Annotated in this window: 20 protein-coding genes and 1 tRNA gene; 5 read left to right on the top strand and 16 right to left on the bottom strand. The window is 39.6% G+C overall.

What is annotated here, in order from left to right; genetic code table 11:
• Position 1 precedes the first annotated feature (1 nt).
• Complete coding sequence (gene uvrB, locus BKK47_RS00150; RefSeq protein WP_077492932.1) at positions 2–2038, bottom strand: excinuclease ABC subunit UvrB; 2037 nt, start codon at positions 2036–2038, stop codon at positions 2–4.
• Between the two features lie 400 nt (positions 2039–2438).
• Here uvrB and BKK47_RS00145 point away from each other — a divergent pair.
• Positions 2439–2514 (top strand) — tRNA-Asn (locus BKK47_RS00145).
• A 103-nt stretch (positions 2515–2617) separates the two neighbouring features.
• Here BKK47_RS00145 and zevB read toward each other — a convergent pair.
• Both zevB and zevA read right to left on the bottom strand, forming a co-directional pair.
• Entirely contained in the window at positions 2618–3589 is a 972-nt protein-coding gene (zevB, locus tag BKK47_RS00140) for a zinc transporter permease subunit ZevB (protein ID WP_077492931.1), read from the bottom strand.
• 8 nt (positions 3590–3597) lie between these two features.
• The gene (gene zevA / locus BKK47_RS00135) at positions 3598–4218 is read right to left on the bottom strand and encodes a zinc transporter binding subunit ZevA (RefSeq protein ID WP_077492960.1); all 621 of its coding nucleotides are present in this window, start codon (positions 4216–4218) and stop codon (positions 3598–3600) included.
• Between the two features lie 341 nt (positions 4219–4559).
• On the opposite strand from zevA, the gene ettA reads away from it, so the two are divergent.
• Together ettA and BKK47_RS00125 are read left to right on the top strand one after the other, a co-directional pair.
• Positions 4560–6230 (top strand): energy-dependent translational throttle protein EttA, encoded by a 1671-nt coding sequence (ettA, locus tag BKK47_RS00130; protein ID WP_077492930.1) that lies wholly within the window; start codon positions 4560–4562, stop codon positions 6228–6230.
• 61 nt (positions 6231–6291) lie between these two features.
• Positions 6292–6633 carry a SirB2 family protein gene (locus BKK47_RS00125; RefSeq protein WP_077492929.1) on the top strand — a complete coding sequence of 114 codons (342 nt, stop codon included), beginning with the start codon at positions 6292–6294 and terminating at the stop codon, positions 6631–6633.
• Between the two features lie 45 nt (positions 6634–6678).
• On the opposite strand, the gene yciH is transcribed toward BKK47_RS00125, so the two are convergent.
• The 11 genes from yciH to dsbC form a co-directional block, all read right to left on the bottom strand.
• Complete coding sequence (gene yciH / locus BKK47_RS00120) at positions 6679–6999, bottom strand: stress response translation initiation inhibitor YciH (RefSeq protein WP_077492928.1); 321 nt, start codon at positions 6997–6999, stop codon at positions 6679–6681.
• A 2-nt stretch (positions 7000–7001) separates the two neighbouring features.
• Positions 7002–7697, bottom strand: a complete 696-nt coding sequence (pyrF, locus tag BKK47_RS00115; protein ID WP_077492927.1) for an orotidine-5'-phosphate decarboxylase — start codon at positions 7695–7697, stop codon at positions 7002–7004.
• Positions 7698–7709: 12 nt separating this feature from the next.
• Entirely contained in the window at positions 7710–8900 is a 1191-nt protein-coding gene (gene lapB / locus BKK47_RS00110) for a lipopolysaccharide assembly protein LapB (protein WP_077492926.1), read from the bottom strand.
• On the bottom strand, positions 8900–9199 hold the full coding sequence (locus BKK47_RS00105) for a LapA family protein (protein WP_077435680.1): 300 nt from the start codon (positions 9197–9199) through the stop codon (positions 8900–8902). Before BKK47_RS00105 ends, lapB begins: the two co-directional genes overlap by 1 nt.
• Positions 9200–9285: 86 nt before the next feature.
• Complete coding sequence (locus tag BKK47_RS00100) at positions 9286–9570, bottom strand: integration host factor subunit beta (RefSeq protein ID WP_077435922.1); 285 nt, start codon at positions 9568–9570, stop codon at positions 9286–9288.
• Positions 9571–9706: 136 nt separating this feature from the next.
• Positions 9707–11356, bottom strand: a complete 1650-nt coding sequence (gene rpsA, locus BKK47_RS00095; protein WP_077492925.1) for a 30S ribosomal protein S1 — start codon at positions 11354–11356, stop codon at positions 9707–9709.
• A 95-nt stretch (positions 11357–11451) separates the two neighbouring features.
• A complete protein-coding gene (cmk, locus tag BKK47_RS00090) occupies positions 11452–12123 on the bottom strand; it encodes a (d)CMP kinase (RefSeq protein ID WP_077492924.1) in 672 nt (223 codons plus the stop codon).
• 8 nt (positions 12124–12131) lie between these two features.
• Positions 12132–12821 (bottom strand): 5'-methylthioadenosine/adenosylhomocysteine nucleosidase, encoded by a 690-nt coding sequence (locus BKK47_RS00085; RefSeq protein WP_077492923.1) that lies wholly within the window; start codon positions 12819–12821, stop codon positions 12132–12134.
• The gene (locus tag BKK47_RS00080) at positions 12818–13525 is read right to left on the bottom strand and encodes a thiol:disulfide interchange protein DsbA/DsbL (protein WP_077492922.1); all 708 of its coding nucleotides are present in this window, start codon (positions 13523–13525) and stop codon (positions 12818–12820) included. The genes BKK47_RS00085 and BKK47_RS00080 overlap by 4 nt, the downstream gene beginning before the upstream one ends.
• A complete protein-coding gene (gene recJ, locus BKK47_RS00075) occupies positions 13518–15245 on the bottom strand; it encodes a single-stranded-DNA-specific exonuclease RecJ (RefSeq protein WP_077492921.1) in 1728 nt (575 codons plus the stop codon). The genes BKK47_RS00080 and recJ overlap by 8 nt, the downstream gene beginning before the upstream one ends.
• A gap of 76 nt (positions 15246–15321) precedes the next feature.
• Entirely contained in the window at positions 15322–16008 is a 687-nt protein-coding gene (gene dsbC, locus BKK47_RS00070; RefSeq protein ID WP_077492920.1) for a bifunctional protein-disulfide isomerase/oxidoreductase DsbC, read from the bottom strand.
• A 129-nt stretch (positions 16009–16137) separates the two neighbouring features.
• Between dsbC and prfB the strand changes: the two genes are divergently transcribed.
• Together prfB and lysS are read left to right on the top strand one after the other, a co-directional pair.
• Positions 16138–17236, top strand: a protein-coding gene (gene prfB / locus BKK47_RS00065; RefSeq protein ID WP_143529550.1) for a peptide chain release factor 2 whose coding sequence is annotated in 2 segments (ribosomal slippage) — positions 16138–16212 and positions 16214–17236 — 1098 coding nt in all. Because the reading frame shifts where the segments join, the coding sequence is not laid out codon by codon here.
• Between the two features lie 60 nt (positions 17237–17296).
• Positions 17297–18805 carry a lysine--tRNA ligase gene (lysS, locus tag BKK47_RS00060; protein WP_077492918.1) on the top strand — a complete coding sequence of 503 codons (1509 nt, stop codon included), beginning with the start codon at positions 17297–17299 and terminating at the stop codon, positions 18803–18805.
• 192 nt (positions 18806–18997) lie between these two features.
• Here the strand turns inward: lysS and ilvN are convergent, their stop codons facing one another.
• Positions 18998–19489 carry an acetolactate synthase small subunit gene (gene ilvN, locus BKK47_RS00055; protein WP_077492917.1) on the bottom strand — a complete coding sequence of 164 codons (492 nt, stop codon included), beginning with the start codon at positions 19487–19489 and terminating at the stop codon, positions 18998–19000.
• The gene (locus tag BKK47_RS00050; protein ID WP_077492916.1) at positions 19489–21213 is read right to left on the bottom strand and encodes an acetolactate synthase 3 large subunit; all 1725 of its coding nucleotides are present in this window, start codon (positions 21211–21213) and stop codon (positions 19489–19491) included. Before BKK47_RS00050 ends, ilvN begins: the two co-directional genes overlap by 1 nt.
• Between the last annotated feature and the right edge of the window lie 129 nt (positions 21214–21342).

The raw sequence follows: 21342 nt of genomic DNA, 5'->3' as shown, positions 1-21342 counted from the left end.
CTTATTCGCTCATCACAAATTGTTCTCTTAATTGGTGAAGTTGATCCCGAATAGCAGCTGCTTTTTCAAATTCCAAATCTTGAGCAAATTTGTACATTTGCTGTTCCAGTTTTTTGACCTGTTGCTGATATTCTTTGGCATTTTTCGGTGCGTTATAAAGTGCGGTCGGTTCTGCCACCGTTTTTCCACGTGATTTACCTTTCCCTCTATTCGTTACACCTTGACCAATATCCAGTAATTCGCCCACTTTTTTGTTTAAGGCTTGAGGAACAATACCGTGATCTTCATTGTACTTCATTTGTTTTTCACGGCGGCGGTTGGTTTCCGTGATGGCTTTTTCCATGGATTTAGTAATGCTATCAGCATATAAAATTGCTTTTCCTTTCAGATTACGTGCAGCACGGCCAATGGTTTGAATAAGCGAACGTTCAGAACGCAAGAAACCTTCTTTATCTGCGTCTAAAATTGCCACCAGTGAGACTTCCGGAATATCTAAGCCCTCACGTAATAAGTTAATACCGACCAGTACATCAAATTCACCTAAACGTAAATCACGGATGATTTCCACCCGTTCAACAGTGTCAATATCCGAATGGAGATAACGTACCCGAATACCGTGTTCATCCAGATAATCCGTGAGATCTTCCGCCATTTTTTTGGTAAGGGTAGTCACTAAAACACGCTCATTTCTGTCCGCTCTTTGGCGTGCTTCGGAAAGTAAGTCGTCCACCTGAATAGCAACGGGACGAATTTCAATTTCCGGATCAAGCAAGCCTGTCGGACGCACCACTTGATCGATAATTTCATCGCCGGATTTTTCTAATTCATAAGGTCCCGGTGTAGCGGAAACATAAATAGTTTGCGGCGCAAGGCGTTCAAATTCTTCAAAACGCAACGGGCGGTTATCTAAGGCGGAAGGCAAACGGAAACCATACTCTACCAACGTTTCTTTGCGTGAACGATCGCCACGATACATTCCGCCGATTTGTGGGACGGTCACGTGGGATTCATCAATAATCAAAATGGCATCAGAGGGCATATAATCGAACAATGTCGGTGGCGGTTCACCCTCATTCCGACCGGAAAGATAGCGCGAGTAATTTTCAATGCCGGAGCAATAGCCCAATTCATTCATCATTTCAATGTCGAACATTGTTCGCTGGCTAATGCGCTGTTCTTCCAACAATTTATTCTCTTTGATGAAATATTCACGGCGTTGTACCAACTCTGCTTTGATTTTTTCGATGGCATCTAAAATGCGTTCACGCGGCGTAACATAGTGGGTTTTCGGATACACCGTATAGCGTGGCACCGCACCTAAATGATGACCCGTCAGCGGATCAAACAAACTTAATCGTTCAATTTCATCATCAAATAATTCAATACGGACGGCAATATCGTCAGATTCTGCAGGAAAAATATCAATAATTTCACCACGCACACGAAATGTTCCACGCTGGAAGGCTTGATCGTTACGCGTGTATTGCAATTCTGCCAATTTGGCAAGAATTTGTCGTTGGTCAATGATCGCCCCCTGTTGCAAATGCAACATCATTTTTAAATAACTATCCGGATCACCCAAACCGTAAATAGCAGAAACCGAAGCCACCACAATCGTATCACGGCGCTCCAAAAAGGATTTGGTTGCGGAAAGACGCATTTGTTCAATTTGATCATTAATGGAGGCATCTTTTTCAATAAAAGTGTCACTACTTGGCACATAGGCTTCAGGTTGATAATAATCATAGTAAGAAACGAAATATTCCACCGCATTTTCAGGGAAAAAAGCCTTCATTTCTGCATAAAGCTGGGCGGCAAGAGTTTTATTTGGTGCAAGTAACATCGCCGGACGATTCAGTTTTGCGATCACATTGGCGATAGTAAAAGTTTTACCCGATCCCGTTACCCCAAGAAGGGTTTGGTGGGCAAGCCCGTCATCTAAATTTTCAGCGAGTTTTTCAATGGCTTGAGGCTGATCGCCGGAAGGGTTGAAATCGGAATGAAGAATAAAAGGTTTACTGTTAATTTTTTCTGCCATAAAAGTGCGGTTAAAATTGAATGAGTTTTTATTGGCGCTATTCTAGCATATTTCTTACTCCATATAGAGTGAAAAAGGTAAGTTTTACACAGTGTTAGCGATGTCAAGAGAAAAACCTCACAAAATTGAAAACTTTTTTTATATTTTTTGCTGGACTTTACTTAACTAATTGATAAATAAGGAAACGTCATTTTGCAATCAATTACTGTCCCGCATTGTACAATCCCAGTATTTATCAGCATTACCAGATCTTATTTTATTTTAATCCACAAAGTTATCCACAGTCTTTGTGGATAGAAAAATACGTTAAAATTTTTTTGAATTTTTTTATTTTACCCGTTGACAAACTATTACTCGATCATTAAAATTCGCCTCCGATTCACTGTGATACAGAATTTATTCCTCCTTAGTTCAGTCGGTAGAACGGTGGACTGTTAATCCATATGTCGCTGGTTCAAGTCCAGCAGGAGGAGCCAATTTCTCTTTTGGTTTAGGATTTGTTTGTCTCCTTTTACGAATTCTAAATTAGCAACCAAAAGATGTTAAACCCATCATTTTGATGGGTTTTATTTTTATTTTTTACTTTCCAAACAATACTACGCCACCAATCGATTCAAGGGTTGTGCCGTAAAGTAACGTTAACGCAAAGAAAATCATCATGCTACCTGCAACGATTTTTACTATTTGTCCGCTATATCGATTTAATGCTTTCGCCCCGTACCATTTCCCTAGTTGTATTGCTATATTCTTAGCATAACGCACCAAAATAGCAAAAAGGGAAAGCGTCAGCCCAGTGCCGATTGACATCGCTAACGTAGCAAAAATCCCCCAAATGAAAAGATTCGTCATATAAGCAAGGAAAAGCACAAAAATTGCCCCTGTACAAGGGCGTAAACCAATACTCATAATCACAAGAAATTGGCTTTTCCAACTATTGGCTTGCTTTAATTGAACCGCGTTCGGTAAATGTTGATGTCCACAGCCACAATCCGCTTTAAAAGTGCGGTTAATTTTGACCGCACTTTGTAACGGCAAATGAGTCAGCCGAACGGATTTAATACGAAAGGCTTTTGCTGATTTTCTCGTTCCTTGATAAATCCAATAAATCCCAAGCCCGAGTAATAAAATTAACGCACTACGTTCCAACCATAATTGGCTTAATTTGAAATAGCGAGAGGAGAGATTTAGAATCACCACAATAATGGAGCTTGCAGTAATTGCCACAATTCCCTGCATAAGTGAGGAAAGTAAGCTTAATTTCACACTTTGTTTTAGTTCACTTTCGTGCGTAGATAAATAGCTTGCAATAATAAATTTGCCATGGCCCGGCCCAAGCGCATGCAATACACCATATAGAAAACTTACCGTAATTAATAACACGCCTGCCGAAGTAGAATGTTGCTGAATAGCGTGAAGATTTTCAGATATCAATCGGTTAAACATCTGCTGCCACCCTATGGTTTTCATAAAAAGCCAAGGTAACAACCAAAAAATACCAATAAATACGGCAAGTAATGCAATCAACCATTTAAATGGAAAAACAGACTTCATAGCTACACCTACTCACATTGAATTTTTATTTTCTGTGCAAAAAGCATACCGAGAGAATCATCCTCATCTTTTTGAGTTTTATCGAGCGATGAGGCATAGAATCGTATTTTCTCATCCACATTCGGCTCAATGATTTCCCCTTTGCAGTTTTCTGGAAGTGCAGAAAAATCGACCGCACTTTTTTCCTCCAGATAATACATAGAAACATAATAAGTCCTATCGTAAGTCATCAGCGTAAATTCGTTATTCTTTAATCGCTGAGGTTGTGCCAATAAAAAATCAAAATAGTATTGAACTTTTGCCCCTTCCTTATTTACACCATAATTTTGTATTTGTTTTTTATATTTAATTTTGTTGTTATTTTTATCAAAAAAATAACTAAAATAATGTTCGTTCACCACATTGTTCATCACATCATCGATCAATTTTTGTTGCTCAACCTCGCTGCGTGCCTGCTTCATATCATACAGAATCGCTGAAGAACTTGGTTCATCCAATGTCCATTTCATCGAAAAGCCAATTAATTGATTTTGTTCAATCAACGGTTTACTTTGCATTTCAATAAAAGCATGAGGATGAGCAAATACCGTATCGGTATAAAATAGAGAAAGTAGTAATAGTCTTTTCATATTAGCCCCCATCTAAAAAATTCGTTCATTCTAGCATAGACAAAAAAATTCTAAAAAACGTTTACTTTATAATCAGAAATTAATAAGTCATCGAAATTTATTGACTTACATCAATAAACAATAAGATTGAATTTTATTTTTGAAGAGGTTTTATGTACTATACACCCCGTCAAGTGATTGCTTGATATTCATAAAGTTCCTAAATAAAATAATCATAAATATATAGCTAAACTACTTTCCTACCACCCGAATCGGGTGGTTTTTTTTACCTTCTAATTAGCTTATTTGCTAAACATCAAGTAAAATGACCGCACTTTTTTAATCAATTAGAAAGGACGATTATGTCATCACAATTTGTTTATACCATGCATCGCGTCGGGAAGGTTGTTCCACCTAAACGGCATATTTTAAAAGATATTTCCCTAAGCTTTTTTCCAGGGGCGAAAATTGGCGTTCTTGGCTTAAACGGGGCAGGTAAATCTACCCTACTTCGCATTATGGCGGGGATTGATAAAGAGATCGAAGGAGAAGCCCGTCCACAACCGGGTATTAAAATTGGCTATCTGCCACAAGAACCCAAACTTGAACCGCAACAAACCGTGCGTGAAGCGGTGGAAGAAGCGGTATCCGAAGTTAAAAACGCGCTTGCTCGTCTTGATGAAGTTTATGCTCTTTATGCCGATCCTGATGCGGATTTTGATAAACTTGCCGCAGAACAAGCCAAATTGGAAGCAATCATTCAAGCACAAGACGGACATAATTTAGATAATCAGCTAGAGCGTGCCGCTGATGCGTTACGCTTGCCTGATTGGGAAGCAAAAGTTGAACATTTGTCGGGGGGTGAACGTCGCCGTGTCGCACTTTGCCGATTGTTACTTGAAAAGCCGGATATGCTGCTGTTAGACGAGCCGACCAACCACTTAGATGCGGAATCGGTGGCATGGTTAGAACGTTTCCTACACGATTATGAGGGAACAGTGGTAGCGATCACCCACGACCGTTATTTCTTGGATAATGTTGCCGGCTGGATTTTAGAGCTCGACCGCGGTGAGGGAATTCCTTGGGAAGGTAACTACTCCTCCTGGTTAGAACAGAAAGAAAAACGCCTTGCCCAAGAGCAAGCGACAGAATCTGCTCGTCAAAAATCCATTGAGAAAGAGTTGGAATGGGTGCGTCAAAACCCGAAAGGCCGCCAAGCGAAAAGCAAAGCCCGTATGGCACGTTTTGAGGAACTCAATTCAGGAGAATATCAAAAACGCAATGAAACCAATGAGCTATTTATTCCACCGGGTCCACGCTTAGGTGATAAAGTGATCGAAGTACAAAATCTCACTAAATCTTATGGCGATCGTACCTTAATTGATGACCTTTCTTTCTCCATTCCGAAAGGTGCGATTGTAGGGATTATCGGGGCTAACGGGGCTGGTAAATCTACTCTATTCCGTATGCTTTCAGGTCAGGAAAAACCTGATAGCGGTTCTATTACGATGGGTGAAACCGTTGTTCTCGCCTCCGTAGATCAATTCCGTGATGCCATGGACGATAAGAAAACCGTGTGGGAAGAAGTATCAAACGGACAAGATATTCTCACCATCGGTAATTTTGAAATTCCAAGCCGTGCTTATGTCGGGCGCTTCAATTTCAAAGGGGTTGATCAGCAAAAACGGGTTGGTGAACTCTCTGGTGGTGAGCGTGGGCGTTTACATTTAGCTAAATTATTGCAAGCCGGCGGCAACGTACTCTTACTGGACGAGCCGACTAATGATCTTGATGTAGAAACCTTGCGTGCATTAGAAAATGCAATCTTGGAATTCCCGGGTTGTGCCATGGTGATCTCTCATGACCGTTGGTTCCTAGATCGTATCGCAACCCATATTCTTGACTATGGCGATGAAGGCAAAGTCACGTTCTACGAAGGCAATTTCTCTGACTACGAAGAGTGGAAAAAGAAAACCTTTGGCACAGAGGCATTGCAACCACACAGAATGAAATATAAACGTATTGCAAAATAAAAGGCAAGAAAAGTGCGGTTAATTTTAACCGCACTTTTCCACAATAAAATTTGGAGTGATTATGTTAATTTTTTTGCACGTCTTCTGTGTATTTTTAAGTTTAGGGCTTTTAATTGTGCGCGGCATAATGCAATTAAGTGGGAAAGATTGGCGAGCCATAAAACTGTTAAAAATTTTACCGCACTTAGCAGATACGCTTTTAATTGTAAGCGGAGCGGTCATATTTTTCCTATTGCCTTTTGAATTGGAAACTTGGCTTATCGCTAAATTCTGTCTGCTCATTTTGTACGTTATCTTTTCAACAAAATTCTTTGGCAGAAAAGTAGTAAAAGCCAATCCAATATTCCTACTGCTTTCTCTAATGAGCTTTATTGGTGCGATTCTCATTGCATATTTCCATTAAATTGAGATACAAAAAATCCATCTTTAAAGATGGATTTTTATTTTTCTAACCGCCTACTATCTTAACAGTGAAGCCTTTTTCTTCCAGTAATCGTTTGAGCAACTCTCTTTTTTCACCTTGGATTTCAATATTACCGTCCTTTACAGAACCGCCTGTACCACAGCGTTTCTTGAGTTCCGTAGCAAGTTTTTTCAATCCGTCATCCAATAAATCTAATCCGGTAATGACGGAAACAGCCGCTCCTTTTCGCCCACTGGTTTGACGTTGAATACGCACAATACCATCCCCCTTAGGCCTTGATAACTGAGCTTTTTCTTCTTTAATTCGCCCACTTTCAGTGGAATAAACTAAAATAGATTCAGACATAATTACTGTGCAATAGAAACGTTAATAGAGTGAAGCACTTCTGCCGGATTTTCTGCTTGTGTAATCGGGCGACCAATCACTAAATAATCAGAGCCGGATTTAATTGCTGCAGCCGGCGTCATTACACGACGTTGATCGCCAAAATCAGCACCAATTGGACGAATTCCGGGGGTAATTAATTTGAAATCGGCACCACAACTATTACGTAAAATTTCCACTTCTTGCGGAGAGCAAACCACGCCGTCTAATCCTGCCCGCTGCGTTAAATGTGCAAGGCGTAATACTTGTTCCATCGGTGAAGCATTAATACCAATTTGAAGTAAATCCAAATCTTCCATACTGGTTAAAACGGTTACAGCAATCAAAAGCGGAGCATCTTTACCATAAGGTTCAAGAATTTTTTTCGCTTCCTCCATCATTTTTAAACCGCCACTGGCATGAACATCCACCATCCATACGCCTAAATCTGCGGCGGAACGCACCGCTCTTGCCACAGTATTCGGAATATCGTGAAATTTTAAATCAAGGAAAACGTCAAAATTACGTTGATGTAGTTGTTTTACAAAATTCGTTCCCAAAGTGGTAAACATTTCTTTGCCGACTTTCAAGCGGCATAAACTTGGATCAATTTGATCAACTAACGCAAGCGCTTCTGCTTCTGTTTCGTAATCAAGTGCAACAATAACTTTGCTAGTCATAAATTTTCCTCTTTAATAATGTTCTTGTGCGGATAATGGTTTGATCGTTTCCCAATGACGGCAAGATGGGCAATTCCAAAGTAGTTTGTGAAGTTGATAACCACAATTTGAGCAGCGATAAACTGCGCTCTGTTTGATACGCTCCCCTACCATTTTGTGAAGCAAAACTAGGCTTTCTTTTCCTCGACCTTCTTCTGCGTCATCAATTTGATATTGGATAAACCGATGGAAAATAAGTGTGCTTGGATTTTTCGTTAATCGTTGATAAAGATTCGCTTGTGCGGCAGATTTTCCATCTTTTTCTTCAATTAATTTTGCAAGTGCTAAATCAACGCCATCATTTTTAGCGACTTGTCCTGCACGGATTAAAAATAATTCAAAATTATCAAGTTGATTTAATTCTGTATAGCAATGTTTTAAAGTGGGTAGGACTTCTCCAATATAATCGGGATTTTGATAAAGCACATTTTCTAATACTTTAATTGCTTGTTGATAAGATTTTTCTGCAATATCTAAATCAGCTAATAACATTGAAGCTCTAACACATGTTGAGGAAACTTGCAGTGCTTTTTGTAAAATATGACGTTTTTCAACCGCACTTTCAGTATTCATACTTTGAATATATTCACAATAACATTGAGCTAATTCAATATTATTATCTTTAGGATGAATTTTTGCTAATTTTTCAGCAATATTTACCGCTTTTTTCCACTCTTTTGTCTTTTGATAAATTAACAAAAGCTGTTGTAGTGCATTTTCGGCAAATTCCGGTTCATCTACTAGTACAATATAAAGATTTTCTGCACGATCAAAAAAACCAATTGTCATGAAATCACGTGCAAGCTGCTGTTTAGCAAGAAGTTTTTGTTCAAAAGAATAATCCGGACTACGATCAAGTGCTTGATGAATACGTAATGCCCGATCAACTTCGCCGCGAGAACGGAATAAATTACCCAAGGTTAATTCTGCTTCAAATTGTGAACGGCTTTCTATCTCATTTTCAGCCTCTTGTTTTTGTAACATATCCAAAAACAAATCAACGGCTTTATCTGTTTGATTAGAAAGCAAAAAATTCACTCCAGTAACATAATCACGAGAGAGTTTATTGCTAATACCTTCCTGATCTTTTTTAGCACTACGCTGCCCCATATACCAACCATAAGCAGCAGCAATGGGCAAAAGCAGAAAGAGCAACTCAAGCATTATTCTGCCTTAGCCTTATCACGAGTTGTTGTTAATTCGTTAATTTGTAAAGTTTGACGTTTAATTTGACGACTGAGGGACATGTTTTTTAGTTTCAATTTTAAGTAGAAGAAGCCGGTAATAAACCAACCCAAAATTAATCCTAAACCAAATAAAATAGCGACAAGGGTTGAAAGCTGGAATTGGCTTTCGGCAAAAATATAATTGAACGTAATTACTTGATCATTATTTGCACCAATTGTAACGGCTACAAGCACAATGGCTAAAGCAATTATAAATCCTAGAATATATTTAATCATAGCGAGATCCTTTAAAAAATGTCCTCTTTATTATGCCAAAGTTTCCAATGAAAAACGACACCTAAGTGTCGCTATTTCATTTATTTCTAAGAGAATATATCTACCCGTTCTCTCAGCTCTTTACCTGCCTTAAAATGAGGCACACATTTAGCATCTAATTTCACAGAATCCCCTGTTTTAGGGTTTCTACCAAGACGGGGTTGACGATAATGAAGAGAAAAGCTACCAAACCCTCGAACTTCAATACGGTTCGCCTCTTCCAACGATTGCGCAATGAGCTCTAAAATATCTTTCACAACACCTTCAATTTCTTTTATAGATAAAGAAGGATGTTTAGCAGATAAATTTTCAATAAGTTCTGACTTAGTCATCATATTTCTCCTTTATTTCTATTATTAACATGTTTATGACAATAAGTTTTATTGATAATTCATATGATAAATAAATTATCAATAAAACTTGAAGAAAAATAAGGCTGGGGCAAGCCAGCCTGACAGAATAAATTAATTATTCACCTTTAGCTGCTTTGAATGCTTCAGCCATTGCATTTGGAATAGCAAGTTCTTCTTGTTTGTTATTCACACTTGCAACTGCCGCAGCTTCTTCAGCTTGAGCTTTTGCTTTTACGGATAAGTGAACAATACGGGCTTTACGATCTACACCAGTGTATTTCGCTTCAACAACATCTCCAGCCGTAACTTCATCAGTAAGATCAGCTGCACGGATATAACCTTCTGCCCCGCCCACTAATTCTACTTTAGCACCTTTCGCATCAGCTTCAACCACAGTTGCAGAAACTACTGCACCTTTTTTATTGATTGCAATGAAGTTATTGAATGGATCTTCTTCAAGTTGTTTGATACCTAAAGAAATACGCTCTTTAACTGCATCTACTGCTAATACGACTGCAGAAACTTCGTCACCTTTTTTGTAGTTACGAACAGCTTCTTCACCTGATACATTCCAAGAAATATCAGATAAATGAACTAAACCATCAATTCCGCCCTCAAGACCGATAAAGATACCGAAATCAGTGATAGATTTAATTTTACCGGTTACTTTGTCACCTTTATTGTGAGTTTCAGCAAATTGAGTCCATGGGTTAGGTTTGCATTGTTTTAAACCTAAAGAAATACGACGACGTTCTTCGTCAATTTCCAATACCATTACCTCAACAACATCGCCTAGGCTAACCACTTTAGACGGATGAATATTTTTGTTCGTCCAATCCATTTCAGAAACGTGGACTAAACCTTCAACACCATCTAAGATCTCAACAAAGCAACCATAATCGGTTAAATTAGTCACTTTACCGGTTAATTTGCTGTTCACCGGATGATTTTCAGCGATAGCCACCCAAGGATCTTGACCTAATTGTTTTAAACCTAAAGATACACGGGTACGATCTTTATCAAATTTCAATACTTTAACAGTAACTTCATCACCGACATTCACGATTTCACTTGGGTGTTTAACACGTTTCCAAGCCATATCGGTAATGTGTAATAAACCATCAACACCGCCTAAATCAACGAATGCACCATAGTCAGTTAAATTCTTAACAATACCTTTAACTTCTGAACCTTCAACAAGGTTTTCCAACACTTGTTCACGCTCTTGGCTGTTTTCAGATTCAATGACTGCACGACGTGAAACCACGACGTTGTTACGTTTTTGATCTAATTTAATAACTTTGAATTCTAATTCTTTACCTAATAAGTGATCTGCATCACGTGCCGGACGAGTATCAACTAAAGAACCTGGTAAGAATGCACGAACACCGTTTAGCTCAACTGTGAAACCGCCTTTTACTTTACCGTTGATTAAACCGATAACAGTCGCTTTTTCTTCGTAAGCTTTTTCTAATTCAATCCAAGATTCGTGACGAACCGCTTTCTCGCGAGAAAGTTTAGTTTCACCGAAACCATCTTCAACTGCATCTAATGCAACATTTACAGTATCACCAACTTGAATTTCAAGCTCGCCTTGTGCATTTAGGAACTCAGCAACCGGAATTGCAGATTCAGATTTTAAACCGGCATCAACAAGGACAAAACCTTTTTGAATAGCTACTACAGTACCGCTAACGATTGAACCTTGACGGGTTTCAAGGCCTTTTAATGATTCTTCAAAGAGTTGAGCAAAAGATTCTGACATATAAATAATCTTCTTTAAAAGTTAATAACATCCACATTTTATCCATAAGATGTGGGGTTGAGAATAAACGTCTATTCATCCTTGAATAAACAAAGTTAAGTATTTTTACGTTGTTGAATGTAAGCCATCGCTTGAGCAATCACGTCATCAATACTCAATGTTGTACTATCAAGTAACAACGCATCTTCAGCCGGTTTAAGCGGAGCGACTTCACGATTTCTATCACGAAAGTCCCGTTCCTTTATCTCGACCAAAATCTGTGCAAAGTTACCACTAATTCCCTTGCTTTGCAACTGTTTGTAGCGCCTTTTTGCACGTTCTTCAGCACTTGCGTCTAAAAAGAGTTTTATCTGAGCATTGGGAAATACCACGGTTCCCATATCACGCCCGTCAGCAATGAGGTTATTATTTTTTGCGAAATCCCGTTGAAGTTGCAGTAATGCTGCTCTAACTTGCGGAAAAACAGCGATTTTTGATGCAACATCTGCCGTTTCTTGAGTGCGAATTAAACGACTTACATTCTCGCCGTTTAATAAAATATTAACTTCCCCATCTCGCGGAACAAATTGAATATCCAAATTACGTGCCAATTCCGCCAGAGCAAATTCATCTGATAAATCGACCGCACTTTTCATCGCAGCCAACGCCGTAACACGATAAATTGCCCCACTATCTAACAAGGCATAGCCTAATTTTTCCGCTAACGCATAGCACAATGTACCTTTTCCCGCACCACTTGGGCCATCAACGGTAATAATTATTCCCATAAGAAATCCTATAATTTGTCTAACATGCCTAAAACCAATGCAGAAGATTGTTTCGCCGCAAGCGGTAAAAATTCCTCAAAAGACAGACTCGCTTCCCCATCGCCACCATCAGAAATCGCACGTACGACCACAAACGGAACATTAAATGCATAGCAAACTTGGGCGATTGCCGTTGCCTCCATTTCGACCGCTGTAACATGAGGGAAATCCGCTTTGATTTCAGCAATTTTATCTTCACTATTAATAAAGCTGTCACCGGAACAAATTAACCCACGTTTTACCGATTGCCCCTGTGCTTCAGCCGTTTTTTGTGCTAGATCCGCTAATTTCTCATCAGACAAAAATGCCGCGGGATTAGCCGGAAGTTGACCTTTTTCATAGCCGAATACCGTAACATCCACATCGTGATAACGGGTCTCATCGGAAATGACAATATCGCCGACTTTTAATCCTTTCGCTACGCCACCGGCTGATCCCGTATTGATCACAATATCCGGTTTTGCCAGTTGTAGTAAGGCGGTAGTTCCGATTGCAGCAGCAACTTTCCCGATTCCCGATTGCAACAAAGCAACGGATTTTCCGTTAATTTTTCCCTCAAAAATGACCGTACTTGCTACCCTCGTTTCGATCTTATCCGTCATTAAGCCTTTCAGAATTTCGACTTCTTGCGCCATTGCACCAACAATGCCTATTTTCATTTCTCTCTCTCCTTTTCCAATTTATTCACTAAATAATCTAATACAGCCACACTGTAATCATCATTATAAAGCGTACTCGCCGTCAGTACATACTTTCCACCAATCACCACATAAGGATAAGTAAAAACACCATATTCTTCCGTTAATTCAATAGAATCTTTTATTTTTTCCTTTATATCCGAAGAATTTTCGGTTTTTGCAAAGATTTGTTTATCAAGTCCCTGCTGCTCCGCCCATTTTAGCATTTTTGCCGGCGATGCCAGTTCAACATAACGTGATTTTTCTGCCGTTTCAAACAATAATGCATCAGATAATTCTCCTGCTTTTAATGCTTTTAAAGTGTAGAACACCTTTGCACTAAATTGATTTTCGATAGTTGCCACTGGATATTGTTCCAAAACAATTTTATCAGGACGCATTTGGCTATAGAATTCCAAAATATCTTGCGCGGACGAACACACTCTACAATCATAATCAAAAAAGAATTGAATACGGATTTTCTTATCGGCACGCAAAGGATGAACCACCGGTTCTTTATAGGAAAAATAATCGCGCCCGTCCTCAAATCCTAATGTATTTGCAGACGGCAAGTGCGGTTGATTTTGTACAGAAAAATCTTTTGGATTCGTTTCTGCGAAAGCAAACTGCGTTGCAATACCGAATAACGCAAGATTGCCCCATCGCCACTTTATTATTTTACTCATCTATTGGTTCAATATGATCTACTAATAATTGGATATTACGATTACCACGAAACTCATTTATGTCCAATTTATAGGCCAGACGAGCCTGTTTAATGGATAAATCAGGATATAATCGGGTATCAATATTAAAAGCAACAGCATCCAAAAGCGGACCGCCCTGCTTCGGCTCAACTAACATTTTTAAATGATTTTGCCCTTGCCCAATTGCGCGTTGATCCAAAATTTTAAATTCACCGTCAAAGCAAGGTTCTGGGAATGCCTGCCCCCAAGGTCCACCATTTTTTAACAATTCAGCCGTTTCAAGCGTGAATTCATTCGAGCCTAATTCACCATCTGTCCAAATAATGCCTTGTAAATGTGCATCATCCAACCATTCGAATACCGTTTGATTGAAAATTTGTTGAAATTGCGTAAAACATTCTTCACGAATGCTTAAACCTGCTGCCATCGCATGTCCGCCAAATTTTAAGATCATATCGGGATATTGAGAATGAATTCGTTCTAACAGATCCCGAATATGTACTCCTTCAATAGAGCGGGCAGAACCTTTCAATACGCCTTTTTCATCTTGTGCAAAAGCAATAACCGGGCGATGATATTGATCTTTAATACGAGACGAAACAATCCCTAGCACACCTTGATGCCAATCTGCTTGATAAAGTACAATACCACTTGGTAATTCGTTGAAAAGTGCGGTGAGATTTCGGCAAATTTCCAATGCTTCAAATTTCATTCCCGCTTCAATTTCTTTGCGCGTTTGATTCAGCTGATCCAGTTCTAAGGCGAGTTCACGCGCAGTTTGCATTTCTTCCGCAAGCAACAATTCCACACCAAGAGACATATTATCCAATCGCCCTGCCGCATTTAAACGTGGTCCAATGGAAAAGCCAAGATCACTTGCCGAAAACTGCTCAATACTACGATTTGCCACTTCCGCTAAAGCAATAATGCCCGGTCGGCAATGCTTAGCACGAATTCGCATTAACCCCTGATAAGCCAAAATACGATTATTCTGATCAAGCGGCACGACATCAGCAATAGTACCAAGTGCTACAAGATCAAGCAATTCCGTAAAATTAGGTTGATTTTCCGCAGTAAAAATCCCCAGATCACGAAATCTAGCCCGTACCGCCAGCATTAAATAAAATGCTACCCCCACGCCAGCCAAGGATTTTGAAGGAAAACCGCATTGATTTAAGTTCGGGTTCACAATGGCATCTGCCGGTGGCAAAGTATCTGAAGGTAAATGGTGATCCGTCACCAAAACACGGATACCTTTTTCTTTTAAAAAAGCAATCCCTTCAAAAGAAGATACGCCATTATCCACTGTCATTAGTAATTGTACACCTTTTTCAATCGCCATTTCCGCCACGGGAATACTCAACCCATAACCTTGTTCAAAGCGATTCGGCACTAAATAATCAATATTCGTAAAGCCAAGCTGACGAAGTGCCAATACCGCTAATGCCGTACTGGTTGCACCGTCCGCATCAAAATCACCTACAATGACAATTTTTTGTTGCGTTTGATAAGCCGATACCAACAGTGATACCGCTTGAGTAATACCGTGAAGTTGATTCGGATTCAGCATGGATTTTAAAGTGCGGTCCAATTCTTTCGTATTTTTAATATGGCGGGCACGATAGAGACGATCCAGTAAGGGATGTTCGGTAACAGAACTTCCAACCGGAATTTCGCGGCGTTTAATGAGTTTATTCATAATTCATAAGTAAAGAGCTGTTAAACCAACAGCTCTTTTATAAAACATAATATCGTTTTTGTTTATCGCTAAATTATTATTCGCTTTCTTTCAAGGCTGCCAACAGATCCACCGGTTTTAAATATCCACCGATGATCTCTCCATTTGATGTGATAACACTCGGAGTTCCGGTTACGCCAAATTGAATACCTAACTCGTAGTGTTTTTTCACAATATTAGGCGTTTTAACTTCTTTTGGCGGTCTGCCATTTTCAGCTTCATTTAAAGCAAAAACAGGATCTTTGGTCGTCCAAATCGCTTCCATTTGTTTTGCCGTTTCACTTCTCATTCCGTTACGAGGGAAAGCCAAATAACGCACGGTAATACCAAGATCATTATATTCTTTTAATTGTTGGTGTAATAAATGGCAATAGTGACAAGTCGTATCCATAAATACCGTGACGACATACTTTTCATTTTTTGCCGGATAAACAATCATTTCATTTTTGTAGGAATTAAGTTTATCCATCAATAATTTACCGGCCACATCGACAGGCCCTTTATTGGTTAATTCATAAAGTTTTCCCTGAAAGGCATATTTACCGTCTTCCGTTACATAAATAATCCCCTCATCAGTTACGGCTGTTTTAATACCACTGATAGGTGAATTTTTAATATCAACATTTTTCGCACCAAGTGCTTGTAATTTATTTTTGATAGCTGAATCATCCGCCATTGCATTTGCAGCCATTGCGCATAAAAGTGCGGTTAAAATTTTTTTCATTTTTCATACCTAAATTTGCTAAAAGCGAACCTGAGATTATAGATAAATTAGTAATTTCTGCAACCCTAGCTACCCAAAAATAAGAAAATAGCATATAATCCGACAGTTTATAGTTAAAGCAAATTAATTATGTTTGAAATAAATCCTGTGAAAAATAAAATCGCTGATCTTTCCGACCGCACTTCTGTACTTCGGGGGTATCTTTGACTTCGACACTAAAGTCGAACGTTTAGAAGAAGTCAACGCGGAATTAGAACAGCCTGAAGTCTGGAATGACCCGGATAACGCACAATCCTTAGGAAAAGAACGAGTAGCCCTTGAGCAAGTCGTGAACACCATCAAAAATTTGGAACAAGGCTTGGAAGATGTGGACGGGCTACTTGAGCTTGCGGTAGAAGCTGAGGATGAAGACACCTTTAACGAAGCCGTTGCAGAATTAGAAACGCTTGAAATACAACTGGCGCAATTGGAATTTCGTCGTATGTTCAGTGGCGAACATGATGCCTCTGATTGCTATGTGGATTTACAAGCCGGTTCCGGTGGCACAGAGGCACAGGATTGGACAGAAATGTTGTTGCGTATGTATTTACGTTGGGCGGAAAGCAAGGGCTTTAAAACAGAATTAATGGAGGTTTCCGATGGTGATGTCGCAGGTTTAAAATCTGCAACCATTAAAATTAGCGGTGAATATGCCTTCGGTTGGTTACGTACAGAAACCGGCATTCACCGTTTGGTACGCAAAAGCCCATTTGATTCCAATAACCGCCGCCATACCTCTTTCAGTGCCGTATTCGTTTATCCTGAAGTTGATGATAATATCGATATAGAAATCAACCCTGCGGATCTACGTATTGACGTTTATCGTGCTTCCGGTGCGGGCGGTCAGCACGTTAATAAAACCGAAAGTGCGGTTCGAATTACCCATATGCCAAGCGGTATTGTGGTGCAATGTCAAAATGATCGTTCTCAACACAAAAATAAAGATCAGGCAATGAAGCAATTAAAAGCAAAATTGTATGAACTGGAACTACAAAAGAAAAATGCCGATAAACAAGCGATGGAAGACAATAAATCCGACATCGGTTGGGGCAGCCAAATTCGCTCTTATGTGTTAGACGATTCACGCATTAAAGATTTGCGTACCGGTATCGAAAATCGCAACACACAAGCCGTACTTGACGGCGATTTAGATCGCTTTATTGAGGCCAGTTTGAAAGCCGGACTATAAAGTGCGGCCATTTTCCACTAAGTTTTACAACCAAATTTTCACTATCAAAGGTAAAGAAAAATGTCAGAACAAGAAATAAAAGAACTCGATTTCAATGGAGAAATGCTCGTTCGCCGTGAAAAATTAGCGGTCCTACGCGCTAAAGGCAATGCGTTCCCAAACCAATTCCGCCGTAACTCACTTGCACAAGATTTGCATAATCAATATGAATCGGAAGAGAATGAAACCTTAAAAGAAAAAAACATTGAAGTCGCTGTTGCCGGTCGTATTATGACCCGCCGTGCAATGGGTAAAGCAACCTTTATCACATTGCAAGATATGAGCGGTAAAATTCAGCTTTATGTGGCACGTGATAATCTACCGGAAGGTGTGTATAAAGATGATGTCGGTCAGTGGGATTTAGGCGATATTGTCGGAGTAAAAGGAACATTATTTAAAACTAAAACCGGAGAGCTTACTGTTAAAACAACTGAAGTTCAATTATTAACCAAAGCGCTTCGTCCGTTGCCGGATAAATTCCATGGCTTAACAGACCAAGAAATGCGTTATCGTCAACGTTATTTAGATTTAATTTCGAATGAGGAGTCCCGCCGAGCTTTTATTATTAGATCAAAAGTTGTAGCAGGAATTCGTGAATATTTCATCTCAAAAGGTTTCATGGAAGTAGAAACGCCAATGCTACAAGCAATTCCCGGTGGTGCGGCTGCACGTCCTTTCGTCACACATCATAATGCCCTTGATGTGGACATGTATCTTCGTATTGCACCGGAACTTTACTTAAAACGTTTAGTTGTAGGCGGTTTTGAACGCGTATTTGAATTAAACCGTAACTTCCGCAATGAAGGGGTTTCCGTTCGTCATAACCCTGAGTTTACTATGCTGGAATACTATCAAGCCTATGCGGACTATCACGATTTAATGGATAATACTGAAGAACTATTACGCAAACTAGCCATTGATATTCTTGGTACGACTATTGTGAAATACGGTGAATATGAATTTGATTTTGGTAAACCGTTCGAACGCATTACCCTACATGATGCAACGATCAAATACGGCGCAGATAAAGGCATTGTTAAAGAGGACTTATACGATTTTGATCGTGCCAAAGCCACCGCTGAACGTTTAGGCATTGAAGTGCAAAAATCTTGGGGATTAGGTAGCATTGTAAACGCTATTTTTGAGGAAGTAGCGGAACACCATTTAATTCAACCGACATTCTTAATGGCTCATCCGGCAGAAATTTCACCGCTTGCCCGTCGCAACGATGAAAACCCAGAAGTCACTGACCGTTTTGAACTATTCATCGGTGGACGTGAAATCGGTAATGGTTTTTCAGAATTAAACGATGCGGAAGACCAAAATGAACGCTTTGACGCACAAGTTGCGGCAAAAGAGGCCGGAGATGATGAAGCGATGTTTAAAGATGAAGACTTTGTGGTTGCACTTGAACACGGATTACCACCAACTGCCGGTGAGGGCTTGGGTATTGATCGCCTCGCAATGCTTTATGCAAATGCACCGTCTATCCGTGATGTAATTCTCTTTCCTGCAATGCGACAAAGATAATCTACACTTTCAAAGGAAGCCATTTGGCTTCCTTTTTATCCTTTATTTTCACGTATAATAAACAAAAAGTTTACAGAGCCTTTTAGAATTTACTTTCCTCCTACTCCTAAGAAAATCATCACTTAACACAAGGAAATATAAAAAATCTGCACTCATTATGAGCGCAGACTTTTCATCAATGAAAGGGATAAATTAAAGAATGTTTTTCTCGCCACGAGAAAGACTAATCAATCCAGAACGAACAATTTCAAGCAATGTTGTTTCTTCCTTCACTGCCGCAACAAAAGCGTCTAATTTATCTTTTGTACCAGTTAGTTGAACCGTGTAGGATTTAGGAGTGACATCCACAATTTGACCACGGAAAATATCGGTGAGACGTTTAATTTCATCACGTGATGCTCCCGTTGCGCGGATTTTTACTAGTAAAACTTCACGCTCAACGTGTTCATGATTACTTAAATTAATCACTTTAAATACATCAACGAGCTTATGTAGTTGCTTTTCAATTTGTTCAAGCACTTGTTCATCACCCACTGCTGCAATCGTCATTCGTGATAATGTGGAATCATCCGTTGGTGCAACGGTAAGACTTTCAATATTAAATGCTCGTTGAGAGAATAAACCCACCACGCGTGATAGTGCACCAGATTCATTTTCTAATAGAACAGACAAAACTCTACGCATTACTCATTCTCCCCTTTTACTTTACCTAAAATCATCTCATTCATTGCGCCACCACGCACTTGCATTGGATAAACGTGTTCACTTTCATCAACATTGATATCGACAAAGACAAGTTTGTTTTTAAGTTTAAACGCTTCTTCTAATTTACTCTCCAACTCATCTGGTGTAGCAATTTTAATTCCTACGTGCCCATAAGATTCTGCCAATTTCACAAAATCCGGCAAAGAATTCATATAGGTTTGTGAATGACGACCCGAATAAATCAAATCTTGCCATTGTTTTACCATACCTAGAAAGTGGTTATTCAAACAAATGATTACAATAGGAATGCCGTATTGCGTTGCAGTGGATAATTCCTGAATATTCATTTGAATACTGCCGTCCCCGGTCACGCATACTACCGTGCCGTTTGGTTGGGCAAGTTTTACGCCTAATGCGGCAGGCAAACCAAAGCCCATCGTACCTAATCCACCGGAATTGATCCAGCGACGCGGTTTATCAAAGGGATAATGCAATGCAGCAAACATTTGATGTTGTCCCACATCTGAAGCCACATAAGCGTCACCTTGAGTAATACGATAAACGGCTTCCATCACTTGTTGAGGTTTAATCACACCTGAAGTGCGGTCGAAATCCAAGCAGTTTTTGGCTTTCCATTCATTAATTTGTTTCCACCAATCTTCAAGATGATTTTGTGGGTGATTCCCCCCTTCTTCACCTAATAAACTTAAAAATTCATCTAAAATATTTTTTGCATTGCCGACAATGGGGATCGCCACTTGGACATTTTTAGAAATTGATGTTGGGTCAATATCAATCTGAATCACTTTTGCCTGTGGACAGTATTTTTCAAGATTGTTTGTTGTACGATCATCAAAACGTACACCAATACCGAGAATTAAATCACTTTCATGCATCGCATTGTTGGCTTCATAAGTCCCGTGCATACCAAGCATGCCTAAGAATTGTTTATCCGTACTCGGATAGACACCTAATCCCATCAGCGATGCCGTCACCGGTAAATTCAAACGTTGAGCAAATTGGGTTAATGCTTCACTACATTCTGCGGCAACCGCTCCACCGCCTACGAATAACACCGGTTTTTTAGCCACTAATAAGGCTTTGAGTGCTTTTTTAATCTGTCCTTTATGTCCGTTCACTGTGGGATTATAAGAACGCATTTCAACAGATTTTGGATATTCATAAGGGAATTTATGGGTTGGGTTTACCGTGTCTTTGGGAATATCTACCACAACAGGGCCGGGACGACCTGTTGATGCAATGTAAAAGGCTTTTTTGATTGTTTCCGGAATATCTTCCGCTTTTTTGACAATAAAACTGTGTTTTACCACAGGGCGTGAAATCCCCACCATATCACATTCTTGGAATGCATCGCTACCAATGAGATGGCTCATCACTTGCCCTGAAATCACCACCATCGGCACGGAATCCGCATAAGCGGTGGCAATACCGGTGATAGCATTAGTGGCACCGGGGCCTGAAGTCACCAATACACAGCCCACTTTGCCTGTTGCACGTGCATAACCATCCGCCATATGGACAGCGGCTTGTTCATGACGAACAAGAATATGTTCAATGCCACCGAGGGTGTGAATCGCATCATAAATATCGAGTACCGCACCTCCTGGATAACCAAACAAATACTCTACGCCCTCATCACGTAGTGATTGCACCACCATTTCGGCACCGGATAATTTTTTCATAATTTACTCCTAAAATTGACCGCACATTAATTGATTATTAGCTAATATTTTCTTGATTTGTTTCATCATACTGTCAAAAAAATCTTTGTCTAGACATCTCAGCAACATAAAAATCAAAAACAACAGAGT

Origin of the sequence: Rodentibacter mrazii, from assembly GCF_001998825.1 — a bacterium.
GTDB classification, from domain to species: domain Bacteria; phylum Pseudomonadota; class Gammaproteobacteria; order Enterobacterales; family Pasteurellaceae; genus Rodentibacter; species Rodentibacter mrazii.
This window is presented reverse-complemented; position numbering and strand designations above follow the sequence as displayed.